Origin of the sequence: Algoriphagus sp. (assembly GCF_029254265.1) — a bacterium.
Classification (GTDB): domain Bacteria; phylum Bacteroidota; class Bacteroidia; order Cytophagales; family Cyclobacteriaceae; genus Algoriphagus.
This window is the reverse complement of the sequence record NZ_JAQWXX010000025.1, coordinates 108,787-125,625: the sequence shown is the minus strand read 5'-3', so window position 1 is coordinate 125,625 and position 16,839 is coordinate 108,787. Positions and strand designations below refer to the sequence as shown.

Genomic DNA, 16,839 nt, shown 5'->3' with positions numbered 1-16,839 from the left:
TTTACAAGTCAAAAAATTAGTAATAGGATTCAAATTTTTTACGTCAAACTACATTCTAAAAAAGGTGAAAATTATTTTAACCCGCTCTCTTAGTTTTTCAAATCTTTCGTTTAGATTTCGAATATATACCAATACACTGAAAATGAATTTACTATCGATTGGGGTTACCCTTTTCCTATTTTCTTATAGCCCCATGGATAGTCTTCCTGTATTAAAAGAACTACCAGTCTATTCAGATCTTTATGAAAACCAATGGATTAATCTTACCCCTTCTTTTGAGGTTATTCATCAGGTTGAGCGAAAACTGATAATACATTCATCAGAAGGACTAGCACATGCAAGAACCACACTTTTTTATGATAAACTGAATCAAATAGAGTCATTCGAACTAGAAGTAATTGATCCTGCTACCAAAAAAACCTTGGAAAAAGCAAAGCTTCGTGATATGGAGGATGCCGCAGTTTATTCTTATTCATCCATATTTGATGATGATCGAAGAAAATATTATGAGCTTAAAACCGCCAAATTTCCAATTGAAGTAACAATCAAAACAGTCACAAAATCCAAATCTAATTTTTTTATCCCCACTTGGATTCCTGTTTCTAGAGCTAATCAAAAACTTCAGGAATCAAGTTTAACTGTGGTATACCCTGAGCATTTGGAAATTCGATACAAAGAATTGAATCTCTTGGGGACTAAAGAGGAATTTCAATCCGGAGATGAAAGAGTGATCATTTGGAAAGAAAAAGATCTACCAGTGCAAGCCCCGGATTTTGATAATAAGCTTGATCATCGAGTTCTTTTGGCCCCAGTCTCTTTTGCCCTCGAAAACTATGTAGGAAAGATGGATGATTGGTCCGGTCTCGCAGCTTGGCAATATGAACTCAATAAGGGAAGGGGAGCTTTGCCGCCAGATTTTGAATCAAAAGTCATTCAGATGGTAGCTCACACCGATGATCCCTACGAAAAGACAAAAATCTTATATGACTACCTGCAAAAAAATTTCCGCTATGTAAGTATTCAATTAGGAATTGGAGGTTGGCAGACTATGACAGCCAAAGAGGTGATCAACTCTTCCTATGGAGACTGTAAGGGCTTGACAAACTTGATGAAGGCCATGCTTGAAGCCGTTGGAATCAGCTCTTATCCAGCGCTAGTCCGCGCAGGCGTAGATGCTGAAGATATTGTCATCGACTTACCTTCTCAGCAGTTTAATCATGTTATTCTTCAAGTCCCAATGCCGAATTCTCCCAATCCGGTATGGCTTGAATGTACTTCTTCATTACTTCCTGCAGGCTATTTGGGCGATTTCACCAAAAACCGGCATGTGCTGGTCACGACTCCAACCGGGGGATATTTGACCAAAACCCCGATGTATAACAATCCTGAATGGAACCGGATATCTGGGTTTTACGAATTCAAAATTGATCCTCAGGGAAATGCTGAACTCAGCTCGAAAGTTGAAATGGAGGGAAATATTGCCGAGAAAATGTTGAGTATAAAATCCGGTTTGGATACACGCCAACAGCGCGACTATTTCAATCAGAACTCTCCGGTCTCGGGGTTGATCATTCAGAATTACTCTTTGGAAACAGGTCGATTGGACTCATTGCCAAAGGCGCAGTTAAGCTATGATGGGATCGTCCAGAAATTTGTCCAAACTACTGCAAAGCGGGTCATTCTTAAGTCTTTTATCAAAAAAATCTCAGAGGATCAGCTTACCAATAATTGCCTTTACCAAGATGATGAATACTTGATAGAATTACCTGAGGTTTTTCAATTAGATGATTTATTGGAGGATTTGAGCTATGAAGATGATTTTGCTAACATAAGCCTGATACACTCGCTTGATGGGAAGACATTAAAAATATCCAGATCCATTGCCATCAAAATCCCGGAAAATACCGATAAAGAAGTCAAGGATGAGCTAATGAAAAAGATCAATGCTATGACTTCTAAGACCTATTTCTTTACCAAACCCACTGTGAGTAGTTTCAATGAATAAGCGAATCATCCTTTGTTTCTTAAGTGTTATTTCATTTGGGGTTCTTGCCCAAACTCCAAAATTTGGCAAAGCCAATTCTAATGAGATTAACTTAACCAGTGTCTCATTTGAGCCAGATGCAGATGCAGTTTTTTTGCTCAAAAATGGAGAGTCCAGATTTTTTGGAAATGTCTTTGAGACTGCGCACTTCGGGCGAATGAAAATTCTTGCTGAAGAAGGGAAATCCTATGCAGATCTTCGGATTCGTTATTATTCAGGAGAAAAGCGAATCGAAGAAATCAGTGGTATCAAAGCTCAAACTATTAACTATGTAGACGGAAAAGCAGAGGTGACGGAAGTTCCTAAGGAGTCAATCTTTGACGTAAGTCTAGACAATGGGTATCGAGAGGTGCGGATTACTTTTCCCAAGGTGCAGGTTGGTTCTATTTTAGAGTATACCTACAAAGAGACAGATAAGTCAATCACGTTCATTGATGGCTGGACTTTCCAGAATAATATTCCTACGCTGTATTCACACTATCAGATCACCATGACTGCAGGTCTTCAATATCGGATGCTAAGTCAGGGCGAAAACCTTCTAAATAAAGGTGAGAAAACAGAAAGTAATGGGACTTATAGCTGGACTCTTCGGAACCTTTATGCCTTCCAGGAAGAGCCATATATGAAAAACTATCGAGATTATTTTGATCGTGTGGAATTCCAATTGTCCAAATATGCTCAAGGTTCTGAATGGGAAGATGTGCTTAGTACTTGGCCAGCCCTTGGTGATGAATTAATCGGATATTATCGAGAAAAGGGATATTATCGATCTAATCCATTGGAGAAAGAGTTGCTGGCAATAGAGCTCACCGGAAATAATCAAACGGAGATAGCTCAAAAAGTATATTACTACCTAAGGGATAATTTTGTGATTGATGGAGATGATTGGATCTATCCTGAACAAGTGTTGAATCAGCTTCTGAAGAGTAAGAAAGGAACACCAGCCGAACTCATGTTGACCTATATGGGAATCCTTAATTCTGCAGGCATCGAGTGTGACCCCGTTCTGATTGGGAGTAAAGGATATGGTCGTACAGATTTGGTGGATTTTCCTTTCCTCAACCAGTTTGACGAGATTCTTTTACTGGCAAAATTGGATGGCAAATTTCAATACTTGGATTTGAGCGATCGATTGGCTCCTTTTGGATATGTCGATCTAGAAAAGCACGTTAAAGAAGGGTTGCATCTGCAGAAAGAAACAAGCAAGATCGTACCGGTGATGATCAATCATAATTCCAATACGATTTATTTTGCTCAGACGGAGTATAATCCAGAAAAGGGATTAAGTATAAAAAACTCCATTCGTGAAAATTTCTATATGGGTCTTCAAACTGCTCACCATATTGAAAGGCTTCAGTCTAGAAATGAATCTCTTGAATTATTCTTTGATAAGGATGAATCGGATGAAATGATAATTCAAAATGTAACAGTTGAGAATAACCTGAGAGAAAAGAATTTTGTCACGGTAAGTTTTGAAACAGTATTACCTAACTCAGAAAATCTCGATTTAATAATTTTCAATCCTTTGAGATTTTCCACTTTTGCCAAAAACCCATTTACAGCTTCCTATCGAGTCTTCCCGGTGGATTTTCAATTTGCTTTCAATGAGACATATAATACGAACGTTATAATTCCGGAAGGCTACGAAGTAGAGGATTATCCACTTGCGGAGCAAATCAGCATTAAAGGGGGTTATGTTACCTTTACTTATGCCCCAACTAAAGTGGATGGAATGCTGAAAATCACAGCCAGATTGGAAGTAAAAAAACCATTGATTCCGGTAGCTAGCTATGGAGATTTGAAGTTTTTCATGGAGTCAGTAGCTTCCAAGCTTACAGCACCAGTGGTATTGAAAAAGATAGCGAATCCTTAAAAGTGAAGATTTACGGTTTTCTTTTTCTATTCTTTTGTTTTGGCAACAAAGCTGCTGGTCAGGTGGCTGAGTTTGGCAAATTCACGGATCAGGAACTCCTGATTGAAAAAGTTTCTTTTGAGCCTGAAGCGAAACACGTAGTTCTCTATGAGTCAGGGGATTCTTATTTTAAATATGGAGGGATTCATACCGATTATTTTTATCGTTATAAAGTTCTGACTGATGAATCTTCAGACTTTGGTGATTTCAGGATAAGCTTCTACAGAGGAGACAATCTTTTTGAACAAGTATCTCAGGTAAAGGCACAAGTGAGCTACCTGGATGGAAACAGCAGGAAGAATATTCGACTGGGAAACGAAGCGATTAAAGAAGTTGATCTGGGAGATGGATATTTTGAAATTCGAATTGCATTCCCACAAGTGAAAAGAGGCTCTATTCTGGAATTCAGCTATAAAAAGGTAAGCAAAATGCTGTCATTACTTGATGGCTGGGGATTTCAGGGCGAATATCCCTCACTTTACAGTTCGTATAGATTTAAGGCTCCAAGTTTCTTCCAGTACCAGATGATCATTCAAGGTAAAAGACTTGCTGAAGCCACCAAAGTATCTGAAAGGAGCAACTCATATTCTTGGATACTGAGAGATATACCTTCATTGCCTATTGAGCCTTTTGTTGGAAGCCTAATTGATTATCAAGAACGAGTGGATGGATACTTGTTTAGTTCAGAGTATTATAAAGAAGAGGAGCTGGAGTCCTCCGAGATTTTCTATGCTTCCTGGGACCAGGTGGCTACTGAGATTTTATTGATTGATGACTATCGAAGTTATCAGTACAAAACCGGGCCAAACTCTCTTTTGGCTGATTTAGATTTTTCAGACTCTACACAAGAAGGTCAGGCTAAGAAAATCTTTGACTATGTTTCCACCTCCTATAAATCTATAGAATCGAGATGGTTAGAACCAATTTATCCCCTGCCTAGGATGGTGGAGTTGAAAAGGGGAAATAGTTTTGATAAGAATCTTCTGTTGAATTACCTCTTTCGGATGCACGGAATAGATTCTTATTTGATCATGATCAATGAAAGAGGAAAAGGAAGATCTCAATTGATTGAGAAGCCTTATATTTTTCAGTTTCACAGCGCCATTCTAAAGGCAGAAATAGAGGGAAAACAAGTCTTCTTAGATGCTAGTGATTCGATTATGCCTTATGGATTGATTCCGGTGAGAAAATTAGTTCCAAGAGGATTTTTTATGGAGAAAGGAAATGGAAGATTAGATAAGCTATCAATAAATCACCGGTCTGGAACAATCAATCAACTGATTTTTGAGGTTGATGAGGGAGGAAATTTCTTTATAAGGACCACCGAACGGTACACAGATTACGCCGCTCTTAAATGGGATGAAAACTACTCGGGACTCTCTCAAGAAATACTTATAAAGCAGGATAGATACAAAGACTTTGAATTAATCGATTTCGAAGTTCTGAACCAAATCAAAGAAAAACGGATGTTGACGGTGAATTATCGGAAACCATTTGGGTCCCTTGAGGATAAGGTTATAGCCTTGGAACCGTTCACCAATTCTATTTTCTTTAAGAATATTTTCACTCAAAATGAACGTATACTACCAGTAGAATTCGATTATCCAAACTATGAGAGTTATAATGTTATAATCCCTATTCCTATAGGATATGAATTAGAGGATTATCCTGAAAGTGGGTCTATTACTATCCCTTCAAAGGGGGTAAAATTTAGCTTTCAGATAAGCACAGAAGCCGATGAAATCAAGATCAACAGTAGAATAGAATTATCCCAAAGTTTATTTCCTGTGGAAGAATATTCTGATTTAAAATTTATCATGGAAAGTATTGCTGATAAATATTCTCAGCCGATTATCCTGAAAAAGAAATAGCGGAGAGTAAAGACTCTTTTATCGGGCTATTTTTAATATTTTTATTTAAAATAAAACTGAATGGCAGAGGCATATTTACATGGATTTATCCCAGAAGAGCAGCAACGCCTCCTAGATCAAGGCAATTATCTAGCACCGAAAATTTATCCCAGAATCGATTTCTCCGGCTGCACCAATCTGTTGGAAATAGGTTCAGGTGTCGGGGCTCAGACAAGGGAGCTGCTCAGACTTTGGCCAGAATTAAGAATTACTTGCGTAGATTATTCAGAAGCACAGATTGCTCAAGCCAAAAAAAATCTTGCTTTTGCTACAGACCGGGTTTCTTTTTACTGTCAAGATGCAAGAGACTTAAAGCTGGAAGAGCAATTTGATTCAGTATTTATTTGCTGGGCATTGGAGCATATGCCAGAACCAGTAAGGGTGCTCGAGTCTGCAAAGAAATATTTAACCAAAGGAGCAAAAATTTGGGCAACGGAGGTTTTTAATTCAAGTTTTTACTTGTATCCAGATCTCCCTAATCAAAGGAAATATTATGAAGCTTATAATCAGCTCCAAATCTCTTTGGGAGGAAATCCGGATGTAGGAGCTCAATTGGGGAATCTTATGAAAAAAGCAGGATTCGGTTCTATAGAGATTTACCATGGTGGTTTTCATTTGGATCAGTCCAAACCTGAGGAGCTTCAAAAGATGTTACATTTTTGGACCATATTATTGAAAAGTGGCGCTCCAGGATTACTTGAAGCTAAATTGATCACAAAAAAGGAGATCGAGGAAATGGAAAGTGATCTTATTTCTGTGCTGAACGATGAAAATGCTGTTTTTTTCTATCAATTTGTACAGGCATTTGCGACTAACTAACCTTTAGCAATGAAATTATTCAAATGGATTTGGCGATTGATTTGGAAATCGGCTCTTTATTTTTTTCTGCTCTCAATAGGTTTCACGATTCTATACCGCTTTGTGCCAGTCCCCATTACTCTTTTGATGGTCATTAGGCTGTTTGAGCAAGCGTTTGATGAAAATAAAGAAGTCAGACTTAAAAAAGATTGGGTTCCCTTTTCCGAAATCTCCAAAAATGCTCCTCAGGCAGTTTATGCCTCAGAAGATCAAAAATTCTTAGATCATAAGGGATTCGATTTTGAGGCCATGGAGAAAGCCTGGGAAAATAATAAAAAAGGAAAGCGAGTAAAGGGCGCAAGTACAATCACCCAACAGACTGTGAAAAATGTTTTTCTTTGGCCAGGCCGAAGCTACCTTAGAAAGGGACTTGAAGCCTATTTTACGGTATTGGTAGAATTAATCTGGTCCAAAGAACGAATTATGGAGGTTTACCTCAATGTAATCGAAATGGGAGATGGAATCTATGGGATTGAGGCTGCTTCACAGACATATTATAAAAAGCCAGCAGCTAAACTTAACAGAAACCAAGCGGCCATGATCGCAGCAGTTCTTCCAAATCCACGAAGATGGAACCCAACCAAACCTACTCCTTATATCATAGGAAGACAGGCTTGGATACTTCGCCAGATGAACAATCTAGCGCCGATAGGATTTGGGATATAAATCCTAATTTTAATTTTTGGTGTTAAAATTGAATAATTCTTAGACTTCAACTTTTTCTAACTGAATCAAAATATTCCTTCTAAAGGATTTGGAGATTTTTTAAATGAAAAATTAAAAAACCGAATATTATTTTGATTTCACATTTAACAATTGTTGAAATTAGGCTAGAATTCATAAATCAAATTGAAGAAATAATTATTGAAAAATCGCCTTTCAGAGCGAGATTAAGCACATTAAAAAAAGCAAGAAAATTTTATCCACAAAATCAATAATTTATCCACACTTTTCTTTACGAATGCTATAAGTATCAAATAATCAGGCAAATAAAGGATAATACTGAATGTCGATTTTGTGGATAAAGGAAGCTAACTTCAAAAAAGTACCAATGAAAAGAGTTTTAAAATGTAGATAATTTGCCAGACCAAATTTCCTTCTAAAACCGATTAATCTTCCTTTTGTCTGATGAGTTTTTTCCGGTAGGCATTAAAGATTCTTGACTTTGAAACAAAGCCTAAATATTTACCATCTTCAATTACAGGAAGATTCCAAGCTCCAGATAGCTCAAATTTACCCATTGCTTTTTGCATATTTTCAGTAGCCAATAGGATTTCAGGAGGACTGTGCATCAATTCCTTGATGGAAATGGTTTCTTGTTTTTCTCGATCAAACATAATGTCGCGGATATCATCTAGAGTAATTATTCCTCGGAGAATCCCATATTCATCGACCACCGGGAAAATATTTCGTTTGGATATTTTCACTAAGTCAATCAAGTCGCCAAGCTTGGAATCAGGATGAACTGGAAGCAAATCTCGCTCGATGACATTGGTGATGCTGATTAAGTCTAGTAATTCTTCATCTTTAGATTCAGGAAGCTGCCTGCCTTTTTCTTTCAATTGAATCACGTATAGACTATCTTTTTCAAAATAGGTAGTAGTAATATAGGAAATAGCCGAAACAAACATCAAAGGCACGAACAGCTCATAGCCACCGGTAATCTCAGCAATTAAAAATATCGCAGACAAAGGTGCGTGCTGAACTCCCGCCATTACTCCACACATCGCCACTAAGGTAAAGTGAGCAAGAGGCAAAGGAATATGAAATCCAAGTTGATTCTTTGAATACGCGAAGACAAAACCCACAATACCTCCTACGTAAAGTGAAGGGGCAAAAATTCCCCCACTTCCTCCTCCACTCAAAGTCAATGCAGAAGCAATAGGCTTAACCAGAATAATCAATGAAAGGAAAATAATAATCAAGTAAGGATTCTCTGAAGAAGAGAAAAAGGGGCTTTTATCCAAGAGCTGATCTGAGTTTCCGTTGATCAAAAGATTAAGCGTGTCATAGCCCTCTCCATAAATCGGAGGAAAGAAAAAAACCATGAATCCTAGCAATGCTCCACCATAAAGTAATCTTAATACTTGAGTTTCCAGTCCTTCCATCAGACGCTCAGTGGTCCGCACCACTCTGCTGAAATAAAGTGAAATAACACCGCAAAGAATTCCCAAAAGCAAATAATAAGGCATATGCCCTGCAGTAAAAGTTCCTTCTAAATCAAAAGTGAAAACAGGGTCATTTCCGATTAGCACCATAGATGTCAGAGATCCAGTCACCGATGCTATCAATAATGGGATAAATGAGGCTGTGCTGATTTCCATCAAAATAACCTCAATTGCAAAAATCACTGCACCAATTGGGGCGCCAAAGATGGCTGAAATTGCCCCTGCGGCTCCACAGCCTATAAGTAATGTTCTTTTCTTGGCATTCAAATGAACAAGCAAGCCTACATTCGAGCCTATTGCAGAGCCTGTCACCAGCATGGGAGCTTCCAGCCCTACTGATCCCCCAAAGCCAACTGTCAATGCCGAAGTAAATACCCTGCTGTACGTTTTTACTGCAGGAATAATACTCTGCTTCTTAGAAATCGTAAATAGCACATCAGCTATTCCATGACCTCCCACATCTTTAAAAATGTATTTTCCTACAATATAAGCAGCAGTGATACCGATAATTGGATAAAGAATATAAAGGAAATTGGCATACTCTGTATAAAAATCCTCCGTCAGGAAGTGTTGTATAGCATGAACAGATTCTTTCAAAATCACAGCGGCTAAGCCAGAAATTATCCCAATAATCCCGCTAAGGATAAGGATAAATGACTGGTTGCTCATGTGTCTGAGCCGCCAGATCAAAAGCTTAGTAATGAAATCTGATTTAGCCAAAGGTTTTTATCGGTAAAAAACTACAAGTGACTAAAGTACTCAAGATGATACCCAATTAGAAATATTTGGGCTATTCTTTGGGTAATTCAGCATCTAAAGCTAAAATACATTTCAGAATCAGATTGGTAGCATTGACATAGAATGCCTGATCTATATTCCCAAACTCATCGCTTGGTTTGTGATAGTCATCGTGATCTTCCACTCCAAAATAAATATGAGGGATCTTTTGATCGAAAAATGGACCGTGGTCTGATGATTGAGTCCAATTGTCCCTACCGGTATTTGGTTCGTCATGTCCAAATTTTAAAACAGGGTTTGATCCTTTAGAAGCGTTTTCTAAAATTGGTTTCAGATAAGGATTATAGTACGTCCCTGATGCATATAGCTCCCCGTTTTCATTTCTAGAGATCATGTCCATATTGATGTTTATCAAAATATCTTCAATAGGGAAAGGAAAATCATTCAGAAGTGCCTTTGCTCCTTGCAAGCCCATTTCCTCTCCATCCAATGCGGCAAAAATAATAGGATGCTTAGGTTGGTTCTCTTTGAAATAGGCTGCAAATGCCAATAAAGCTGCTGTGCCTGATGCATTATCATCAGCCCCATTATAAATCGAGTCTCCGGAAGAATTCTTACGTCCGATTCCCACATGGTCGTAGTGTGCAGTGATGACTATAATTTTACGGGAATCCTTGCCAGGGATAAAGGCCACCACATTAGTAGCATCCTCATATTTTTGCCGTTCTCTCCGATTTTCAAAAGTGAATTTTTGAAAATATTTAGCATAATGGGTGCTTAAATCCAAAGATTTAAATTCCTCACGTATAAATTCTTGTGCTTCTTTATTTCCTTCGCTTAAGGTTTTTCTGCCCTCAAGTTTATCAGATGAGAGGTATTCTATAGTTTGAAGTAGTTTTTGATCATCGATCGATTGACCCGAAGCAAAGCCGATGATAAATACAAATAAAAAACTTAAAACTGATTTGGTTGGTGATACCATCTAAGGAAGTATTTTGCGTTATGTATATTCGTACTATTAATTACCAAAACGAATCTACGATTTCCATTGATGAAATTCACGAGTTTACTATTGATAATCGCTTTCTTTTTGCCAAATGCACTCTTTGCGCAAGGGACGATTCCGCAGTCTTTTTTTGATGGTAAATCAGTGGTTTTAGTATCTGTAGATCCTGGTGCTAGACCAGCAATGTCTTGGAAACAATTGGCGGATAGTGTTCATACTAGTTTGGTCGAGGCCGGAGCGGATCCGGTAGCGTACTTTGAGCTGGAGCAAGTCACACTTTCGGAGGAGATTCAAGCTGATTATGCTAAAGCATTCCAGACTCGACTTGTAAAAAATATAATTCTCGTAACCAGGCAAAAAGCACAAACTAGCATACATGCCGGGGAATTTTCCGGTGATGGAACAATTATTACTTCTACAAATCTCTTTGGTGCTGTTGGTACTGATTATGATCAAGCAGGAGCGAATTTCGCAGCTATAGGACAAGGTCAAAAATCTAAAAATCTACTGGTACTTGATGTGCCCGAGTTTTTATCCATCAGCACTCAGGAGGCGGTTTCTGCTCAGAAGTTTATTCCTCGAAATCCGCTCAATTTGGACGTGTTCAAACTTGGGATTCCAATTGAAGGATCATCTGCACAAACAGGTCTGCTGAGTTATTTTAAATATGATAATTATGGCAAATCACAAGAAACTATTCTAGCTGAGCAAGCCGCACAAAAATCAGGAATCGAGGAAATCCTTAAGCAGGAATATCCCTATCCCGTGGAGTGGCTGACAGAAGCCAAAACGAACGAGGAATTGGTTCAAGACAGGGTCCAATTCCTATTAGTAAAAGTAGAAGGCCGCGAGGCTGATCTCATGGAAAGTATGGGGTTGGAAGTAATCCCTTCCGAGACTAATTCCCGAACGGTTGTGAAATACTACATCAAACTCCTCGTAAGAGATGAATTATATATAGGCCCTGAATGGGATGCTGATCCGGATTGGAGGCAAGCTTTGAAAAATTTCATGGTGAACCTAAAAAAATAGACCTCCGGAAGGAGGTCTACTGCTACTTAAGGGTAGGGTGATTTAAGCAACTATTACTGAGGTAAGATTTATAATTTTAAGGCTATCTTTTAATCTTTTCTTAAAGAAATAATTATTTAAGAATTTGCAAACAATTCAGAATTTTATTTTAATAATTTACTGTTCCTTAATTTTTTTTTACATAAACGGCCGACTTAATACAAATTTTCCTTGATAATTGGGATCAATGCTAAAATAATTGCCTGCTGATAATATGATTCCCGGTTTAAAACTCCATTAGTTAAAATCCCTACTGATCCTCCGGATTGTTTGGAGTTTTCTTTCGAAAAAAACTGATCATCTGCATCCCCCAATTCTATTCCGGAGTTTACCAAATCAGCAATCGCTTTTGGAAGGTAGAAGACCCCGGTTTTCGAGTAACCCACTTTTCCAGATTTGTTTTCGATATAGACCCAGGCAAAAGCGTTCATTCCTAACGTGTCTTCTGCAATTCCTCCCTCTATTCCCACCCAATAATCTGCTTCCGGAAAGATTGATTTTGAATTTAGGGCTCTGTTTTTTGCCCCTAAAAAAGTCTCTTCATCTCCTCTAGGCTGGTCAGAAACCATGGAAGAGACATTCACTCCATTTACGATAAAGCCTTGCTTGAAGGCTTCTGTAAAAGCTAATTCGGTACAGGAAATTTTTACGGGATTTTTGCTTCCTACAATGATTAATGCTTTTTCAGAAGCTTGGAAATTTTGTCTTTTGGGGAATATCATAGAAAAAGGCTTGGCTTACGCCTAGGCCATGTTGGTAAATATTTGATTGACATCATCATCCTCTTCCATTTTTTCGATCATTTTATGGATGATCTCTTCCTGCTCTTCCGTCAATTCCGTCAGGGTAGTTGGGAAGCGCTGAAAATCTGCACTGATGATTTCTATATTTTTCTCTTCCAATGCTTTTTGCATGGTTCCAAAGTCCTCAAATTCGGTGTAAACGAAGATTTCTCCTTCATTTTCATCGATATCAACCAATCCGAAATCAATTAATTCGAATTCTAATTCTTCCAAATCAAAATCACCTTTCGCAAATCTGAATACTGCTTTGCGATCAAACATAAAGCTTACCGATCCAGAAGTGCCAAGTGATCCTCCGGCTTTGGAAAAATAACTACGAACATTGGCTACCGTTCGGTTGATATTATCGGTGGAGGTCTCTACAATGACTGCAATCCCAAAGGGTCCGTAGCCTTCGTACACCATTTCTTCAAAATCCTTCTCATCCTTGTTCGATGCGCGTTTGATTGCAGCTTCGATCCTATCCTTAGGCATTTGAGCACCTTTGGCATTTTGCATGATGGTCCGAAGTCGTGGATTGGAAGCAGGGTCTGGGCCTCCAGATTTGACCGCCATTACGATTTCTTTACCCAATCGGGTAAATACCTTGGACATTTTGTCCCATCTTTTGAATTTTCGTTCTTTTCTGAACTCAAATGCTCTTCCCATGGATCTCTTTTATTTGGTGGGTAAAAATAGCAAATCTTTTCATTTAGGCAGAAATGCTTCTTTTCAATGGTGACTTTTCATCAAAATATTCTTCTAAACTCCAAATGGTCCGGATTTCAGGGCTCAGCATGAAATTACTTCCCTTTCTTAGACCCTAGTTGCTGGATTTATCGTTAGCTTTTTTAAACATATACTCTTATGAATTCTTCCGACTCCCATCATATCCCAAATATACCCTCCTCGAATTTTCCTAAAGTAGTTATTGTCGGTGCTGGTTTTGCAGGTTTGAAACTTGCCAGGAAATTGATGAACAAGGATTTTCAGGTGATTCTTCTTGACAAGAATAATTACCATCAATTTCAACCCCTTTTCTATCAAGTAGCAACAGCAGGTTTGGAGCCAAGCGCAATTTCTTTTCCGCTTCGCAAAATCTTCCATCATGCCGAAAATGTGACCTTTCGGATGGCCGAGGTGAGTCATTTTGATCCGGAAAAGAAAAAACTGTACACCAATGAAGGTTTTGTAGATTATGATTACTTGGTCTTGGCAATGGGGGCAGACACCAATTACTTTGGAAATAAAAGTATTGAATACTATGCAACGCCGATGAAGACCGTCTCGGAGGCTTTGTATATCCGAAATAAAATTATTTCCAACTATGAGCGGGCGATCAATATCGAGAAAGTAGAACATCGGAAGCACCTGATGAATGTAGTCATCGTAGGTGGCGGGCCTACCGGAGTAGAACTTGCAGGAGCCATCGCTGAGTTACGAAATAATGTACTTCCAAAGGATTATCCTCAGCTCAATTTTCATAATATGAAAGTGGTCCTGATTGAAGCGGGGCCTGTTCTTTTAGGGCCGATGTCTAAGGAATCTCAGGATCATGCACTGAAATATTTGAAGAAACTTGGTGTCGAAGTGATGCTTAAGACATTGGTCAAAGACTATGATGGGCAGATTGTGACTTTGGAAGGAGATGTTTTTTTGGAAACTCAGACTTTGCTATGGGCTGCGGGAATAAAGCCAAATCTAATAGCCGGATTTCCAAAAGAATCCTATGCCCCAAATGGTCGATTAATCGTCAATGAATATTCCGAGGTCAAGGGGTTTCCAAATGTCTTTGCACTAGGCGATATCAGCCTTATAATGAATGAAGAACATCCTAAAGGACATCCTCAAGTAGCTCAGGTCGCACTCCAACAGGCAGAGCATCTGGCAAAAAATTTATTTCAAATTACAAAAGGTCATGATCCAAAGCCTTTTCGATACAAAGATCTTGGGTCTATGGCGACAGTGGGAAGAAAACTCGCGGTAGTAGATCTTCCTTTTATCAAATTCCAGGGCTTATTTGCCTGGTTAACTTGGTTGTTTGTTCATCTCATGGCTATTCTCGGAGTAAAAAACAGACTGTTTGTATTTTTAAACTGGTCTTGGAATTACCTCAGTTTTGATCCGAGTTTGCGTCTCTTAATCAAGCCAAAATATGTCAAAGAAAGTGAGCGAAAAGAATTGATTGAGGAAAGATAATTTTTAATGCTTAAGAAGCACTGGCGATGGGATTAAGAGATTTCTGAATCTTGATAAAGTAAATAGATAATTAAGTTTTCTTAACAATCACTTTGATAGTTCCTGTTAAACCTAGAGATGGATCAGTGGTCTAACCCTCGTAACTAATCCACAAAAAAGATGAAAAAAATAATTTTAACCTTAGGTCTGATGGCATTCATCGGCTTAAGTGCAATGGCACAACAACGAGGTGGCGAGCGACCAACCCCAGAGCAACGGGCGACGAAAATGACTGAGAAAATGGCAGAAGAATTAAGCCTTTCTGCTGATCAGAAAAAGCAAATTCTTGAAATCAATCTCGAACGAGCCAAAAAAATGGATCAGGATCGAGCAGAGCGTATGAAAGAAACCGAAGCTAGAAAAGAGGAAATGGATTCCCGAAGAGAAGAGATGAAAAAGCAAGATGAACGAATCAAGGCCGTACTGACTGAAGAGCAGCTTGGAAAATGGGAAGAAATAAAGCTAAGCCAAAAAGATCGAGGCAGAAGACCGGGCGGTCAGATCGAAGATCGGGATGAGTTTCGTAAACGAAGAGGTGGAGGAAATTAAATCAAAGCCTCTATAAGCAAAAAATGCCCCCAGAGTTTCAAAATCAGGGGGCATTTGTATTTTCAGAACTTTGAGATCATCCTTTATCCAGCATTTGCTATTTCATCCTCCACATGGAAAAAGGACTCGTCTTTCTGTGGAAGCATGGAGCTTCCCATAAGGTATTCATCCACATTTACAGCAGCTTCTCTTCCCTCTGATATGGCCCAAACTACAAGTGATTGACCTCTACGCATATCTCCGGCTAAGAATACTTTTCCGTTACTGCTTTTGTAATTTTTCGATTTTGGCAATGTGTTTTCCATGGTATCTACTTGGAATGCCTCGAGTAAACCATTTTGAGCCGGGCCTGTATAGCCAATTGCTAAAAATGCCAAATCACAAGGAACTTCCCGTTCTGTTCCGGGAATTTCCTCAAATCCCATTCTTCCACCAAGATCTTTCCACTCCAAATCCACAAGCTTAAGTCCAACAACCTCCCCAGCTTCATTTCCAATAAACTCTTTGGTGAGAATGGAAAATACTCGCTCTGCCCCTTCTTCATGTGAGCTGGAAGTTTTCAAAGTCATAGGCCATTCCGGCCAAGGATTTAAGGTGTTTCTTTTTTGCGGAGGTTTTGGCAAAAGCTCCAATTGAGTGATCGAAGCAGCGCCATGGCGATTAGAAGTGCCAATACAATCACTTCCAGTATCTCCCCCGCCAATTACGATGACATGCTTTCCTTTGGCAGAAATTGGGTTTTCATCAATTTCACCACCGATCACCTGATTCTGTTTTCCTAGAAACTCCATCGCAAAATGAACTCCCTTTAAATCGTCTCCTTTGATATTTAGTGCTCTGGGTTGAGCCGCTCCTGTAGCCAATACGACTGCATCAAAATTTCGGAGAATGTTCTCAGCCTTGATATTAAAGCCGACCTCTGTGTCACAGGAAAAGATCACTCCTTCTTGCTTCATAAAATCGATTCTTCGGTCGATCACCCATTTTTCTAATTTGAAATCAGGAATTCCGTATCGAAGTAATCCCCCAGGTTTGGAATCTTTTTCAAAAACAGTGACCTCATGACCAGCCTGATTCAATTGATCTGCAGCAGCTAGTCCAGCAGGACCTGAACCAATTACTCCAACAGATTTTCCTGTTCTGGTTTTTGGTGGGTTAGCTTTGATTAGACCGAGTTCATACGCTTTTTCTGCTATATTTTTCTCGATCAATTCAATAGCCACTGGATCTTTATTGATTCCTAACACACAGCTTGCCTCACAGGGAGCTGGGCAGATTCTGCCGGTAAACTCTGGGAAATTATTTGTACTTCGTAAAATCGTGATTGCCTCTTCCCATTCTTGATTATAAACAGCATCATTGAAATCGGGGATTACATTTCCCAATGGACAGCCATTATGGCAAAATGGAACTCCACAATCCATACATCGCGCCGCCTGATGGTTTAATTGCTCACCAGAAAACGGCTCATATATTTCCTTGTAGTCTCCCACCCGTTCTTTTGGGTCTCTGGCTACAGGAGTTTCTCTTTTAAATTGAATAAATCCTTCTTTCGCTCCCATC

Annotated in this window: 13 protein-coding genes; 8 read left to right on the top strand and 5 right to left on the bottom strand. The window is 38.9% G+C overall.

The features are described 5' to 3' along the window. Positions 1–142 precede the first annotated feature (142 nt). From P8O16_RS03050 to mtgA, 5 genes are read left to right on the top strand one after another with little or no spacing between them, the layout of a single operon-like run. Positions 143–2,005 (top strand): DUF3857 domain-containing protein, encoded by a 1,863-nt coding sequence (locus P8O16_RS03050; protein ID WP_300310735.1) that lies wholly within the window; start codon positions 143–145, stop codon positions 2,003–2,005. Further along, positions 1,998–3,917: a DUF3857 domain-containing protein gene (locus P8O16_RS03045; RefSeq protein WP_300310733.1), complete on the top strand. Its 1,920-nt coding sequence runs from the start codon at positions 1,998–2,000 to the stop codon at positions 3,915–3,917. Before P8O16_RS03050 ends, P8O16_RS03045 begins: the two co-directional genes overlap by 8 nt. Positions 3,918–3,919: 2 nt before the next feature. Further along, on the top strand, positions 3,920–5,827 hold the full coding sequence (locus P8O16_RS03040) for a DUF3857 domain-containing protein (protein WP_300310730.1): 1,908 nt from the start codon (positions 3,920–3,922) through the stop codon (positions 5,825–5,827). 60 nt (positions 5,828–5,887) lie between these two features. Beyond that, positions 5,888–6,685, top strand: coding sequence for a class I SAM-dependent methyltransferase (locus tag P8O16_RS03035; RefSeq protein WP_300310728.1), 798 nt, complete (start codon positions 5,888–5,890; stop codon positions 6,683–6,685). Positions 6,686–6,694: 9 nt separating this feature from the next. Next, complete coding sequence (mtgA, locus tag P8O16_RS03030; RefSeq protein ID WP_300310726.1) at positions 6,695–7,390, top strand: monofunctional biosynthetic peptidoglycan transglycosylase; 696 nt, start codon at positions 6,695–6,697, stop codon at positions 7,388–7,390. A 443-nt stretch (positions 7,391–7,833) separates the two neighbouring features. Here mtgA and P8O16_RS03025 read toward each other — a convergent pair whose 3' ends face one another. Next, entirely contained in the window at positions 7,834–9,612 is a 1,779-nt protein-coding gene (locus tag P8O16_RS03025; protein WP_075348697.1) for a chloride channel protein, read from the bottom strand. 70 nt (positions 9,613–9,682) lie between these two features. Next, entirely contained in the window at positions 9,683–10,612 is a 930-nt protein-coding gene (locus tag P8O16_RS03020) for a M28 family peptidase (protein WP_300310724.1), read from the bottom strand. 69 nt (positions 10,613–10,681) lie between these two features. On the opposite strand from P8O16_RS03020, the gene P8O16_RS03015 reads away from it, so the two are divergent. Then, on the top strand, positions 10,682–11,668 hold the full coding sequence (locus tag P8O16_RS03015; protein ID WP_300310723.1) for an NTPase: 987 nt from the start codon (positions 10,682–10,684) through the stop codon (positions 11,666–11,668). Between the two features lie 194 nt (positions 11,669–11,862). Here the strand turns inward: P8O16_RS03015 and yjjX are convergent, their stop codons facing one another. Further along, positions 11,863–12,429, bottom strand: coding sequence for an inosine/xanthosine triphosphatase (gene yjjX, locus P8O16_RS03010; protein WP_300310721.1), 567 nt, complete (start codon positions 12,427–12,429; stop codon positions 11,863–11,865). 21 nt (positions 12,430–12,450) lie between these two features. Continuing rightward, entirely contained in the window at positions 12,451–13,158 is a 708-nt protein-coding gene (locus P8O16_RS03005) for a YebC/PmpR family DNA-binding transcriptional regulator (RefSeq protein ID WP_075348693.1), read from the bottom strand. Between the two features lie 198 nt (positions 13,159–13,356). Here P8O16_RS03005 and P8O16_RS03000 point away from each other — a divergent pair, with 198 nt between their 5' ends. Then, positions 13,357–14,688, top strand: coding sequence for an NAD(P)/FAD-dependent oxidoreductase (locus tag P8O16_RS03000; RefSeq protein ID WP_300310718.1), 1,332 nt, complete (start codon positions 13,357–13,359; stop codon positions 14,686–14,688). A 159-nt stretch (positions 14,689–14,847) separates the two neighbouring features. Further along, positions 14,848–15,276 (top strand): DUF4890 domain-containing protein, encoded by a 429-nt coding sequence (locus P8O16_RS02995; protein ID WP_300310716.1) that lies wholly within the window; start codon positions 14,848–14,850, stop codon positions 15,274–15,276. A gap of 83 nt (positions 15,277–15,359) precedes the next feature. Here the strand turns inward: P8O16_RS02995 and P8O16_RS02990 are convergent, their stop codons facing one another. Further along, a complete protein-coding gene (locus P8O16_RS02990) occupies positions 15,360–16,838 on the bottom strand; it encodes a glutamate synthase subunit beta (protein WP_300310714.1) in 1,479 nt (492 codons plus the stop codon). Position 16,839: the final 1 nt, after the last annotated feature.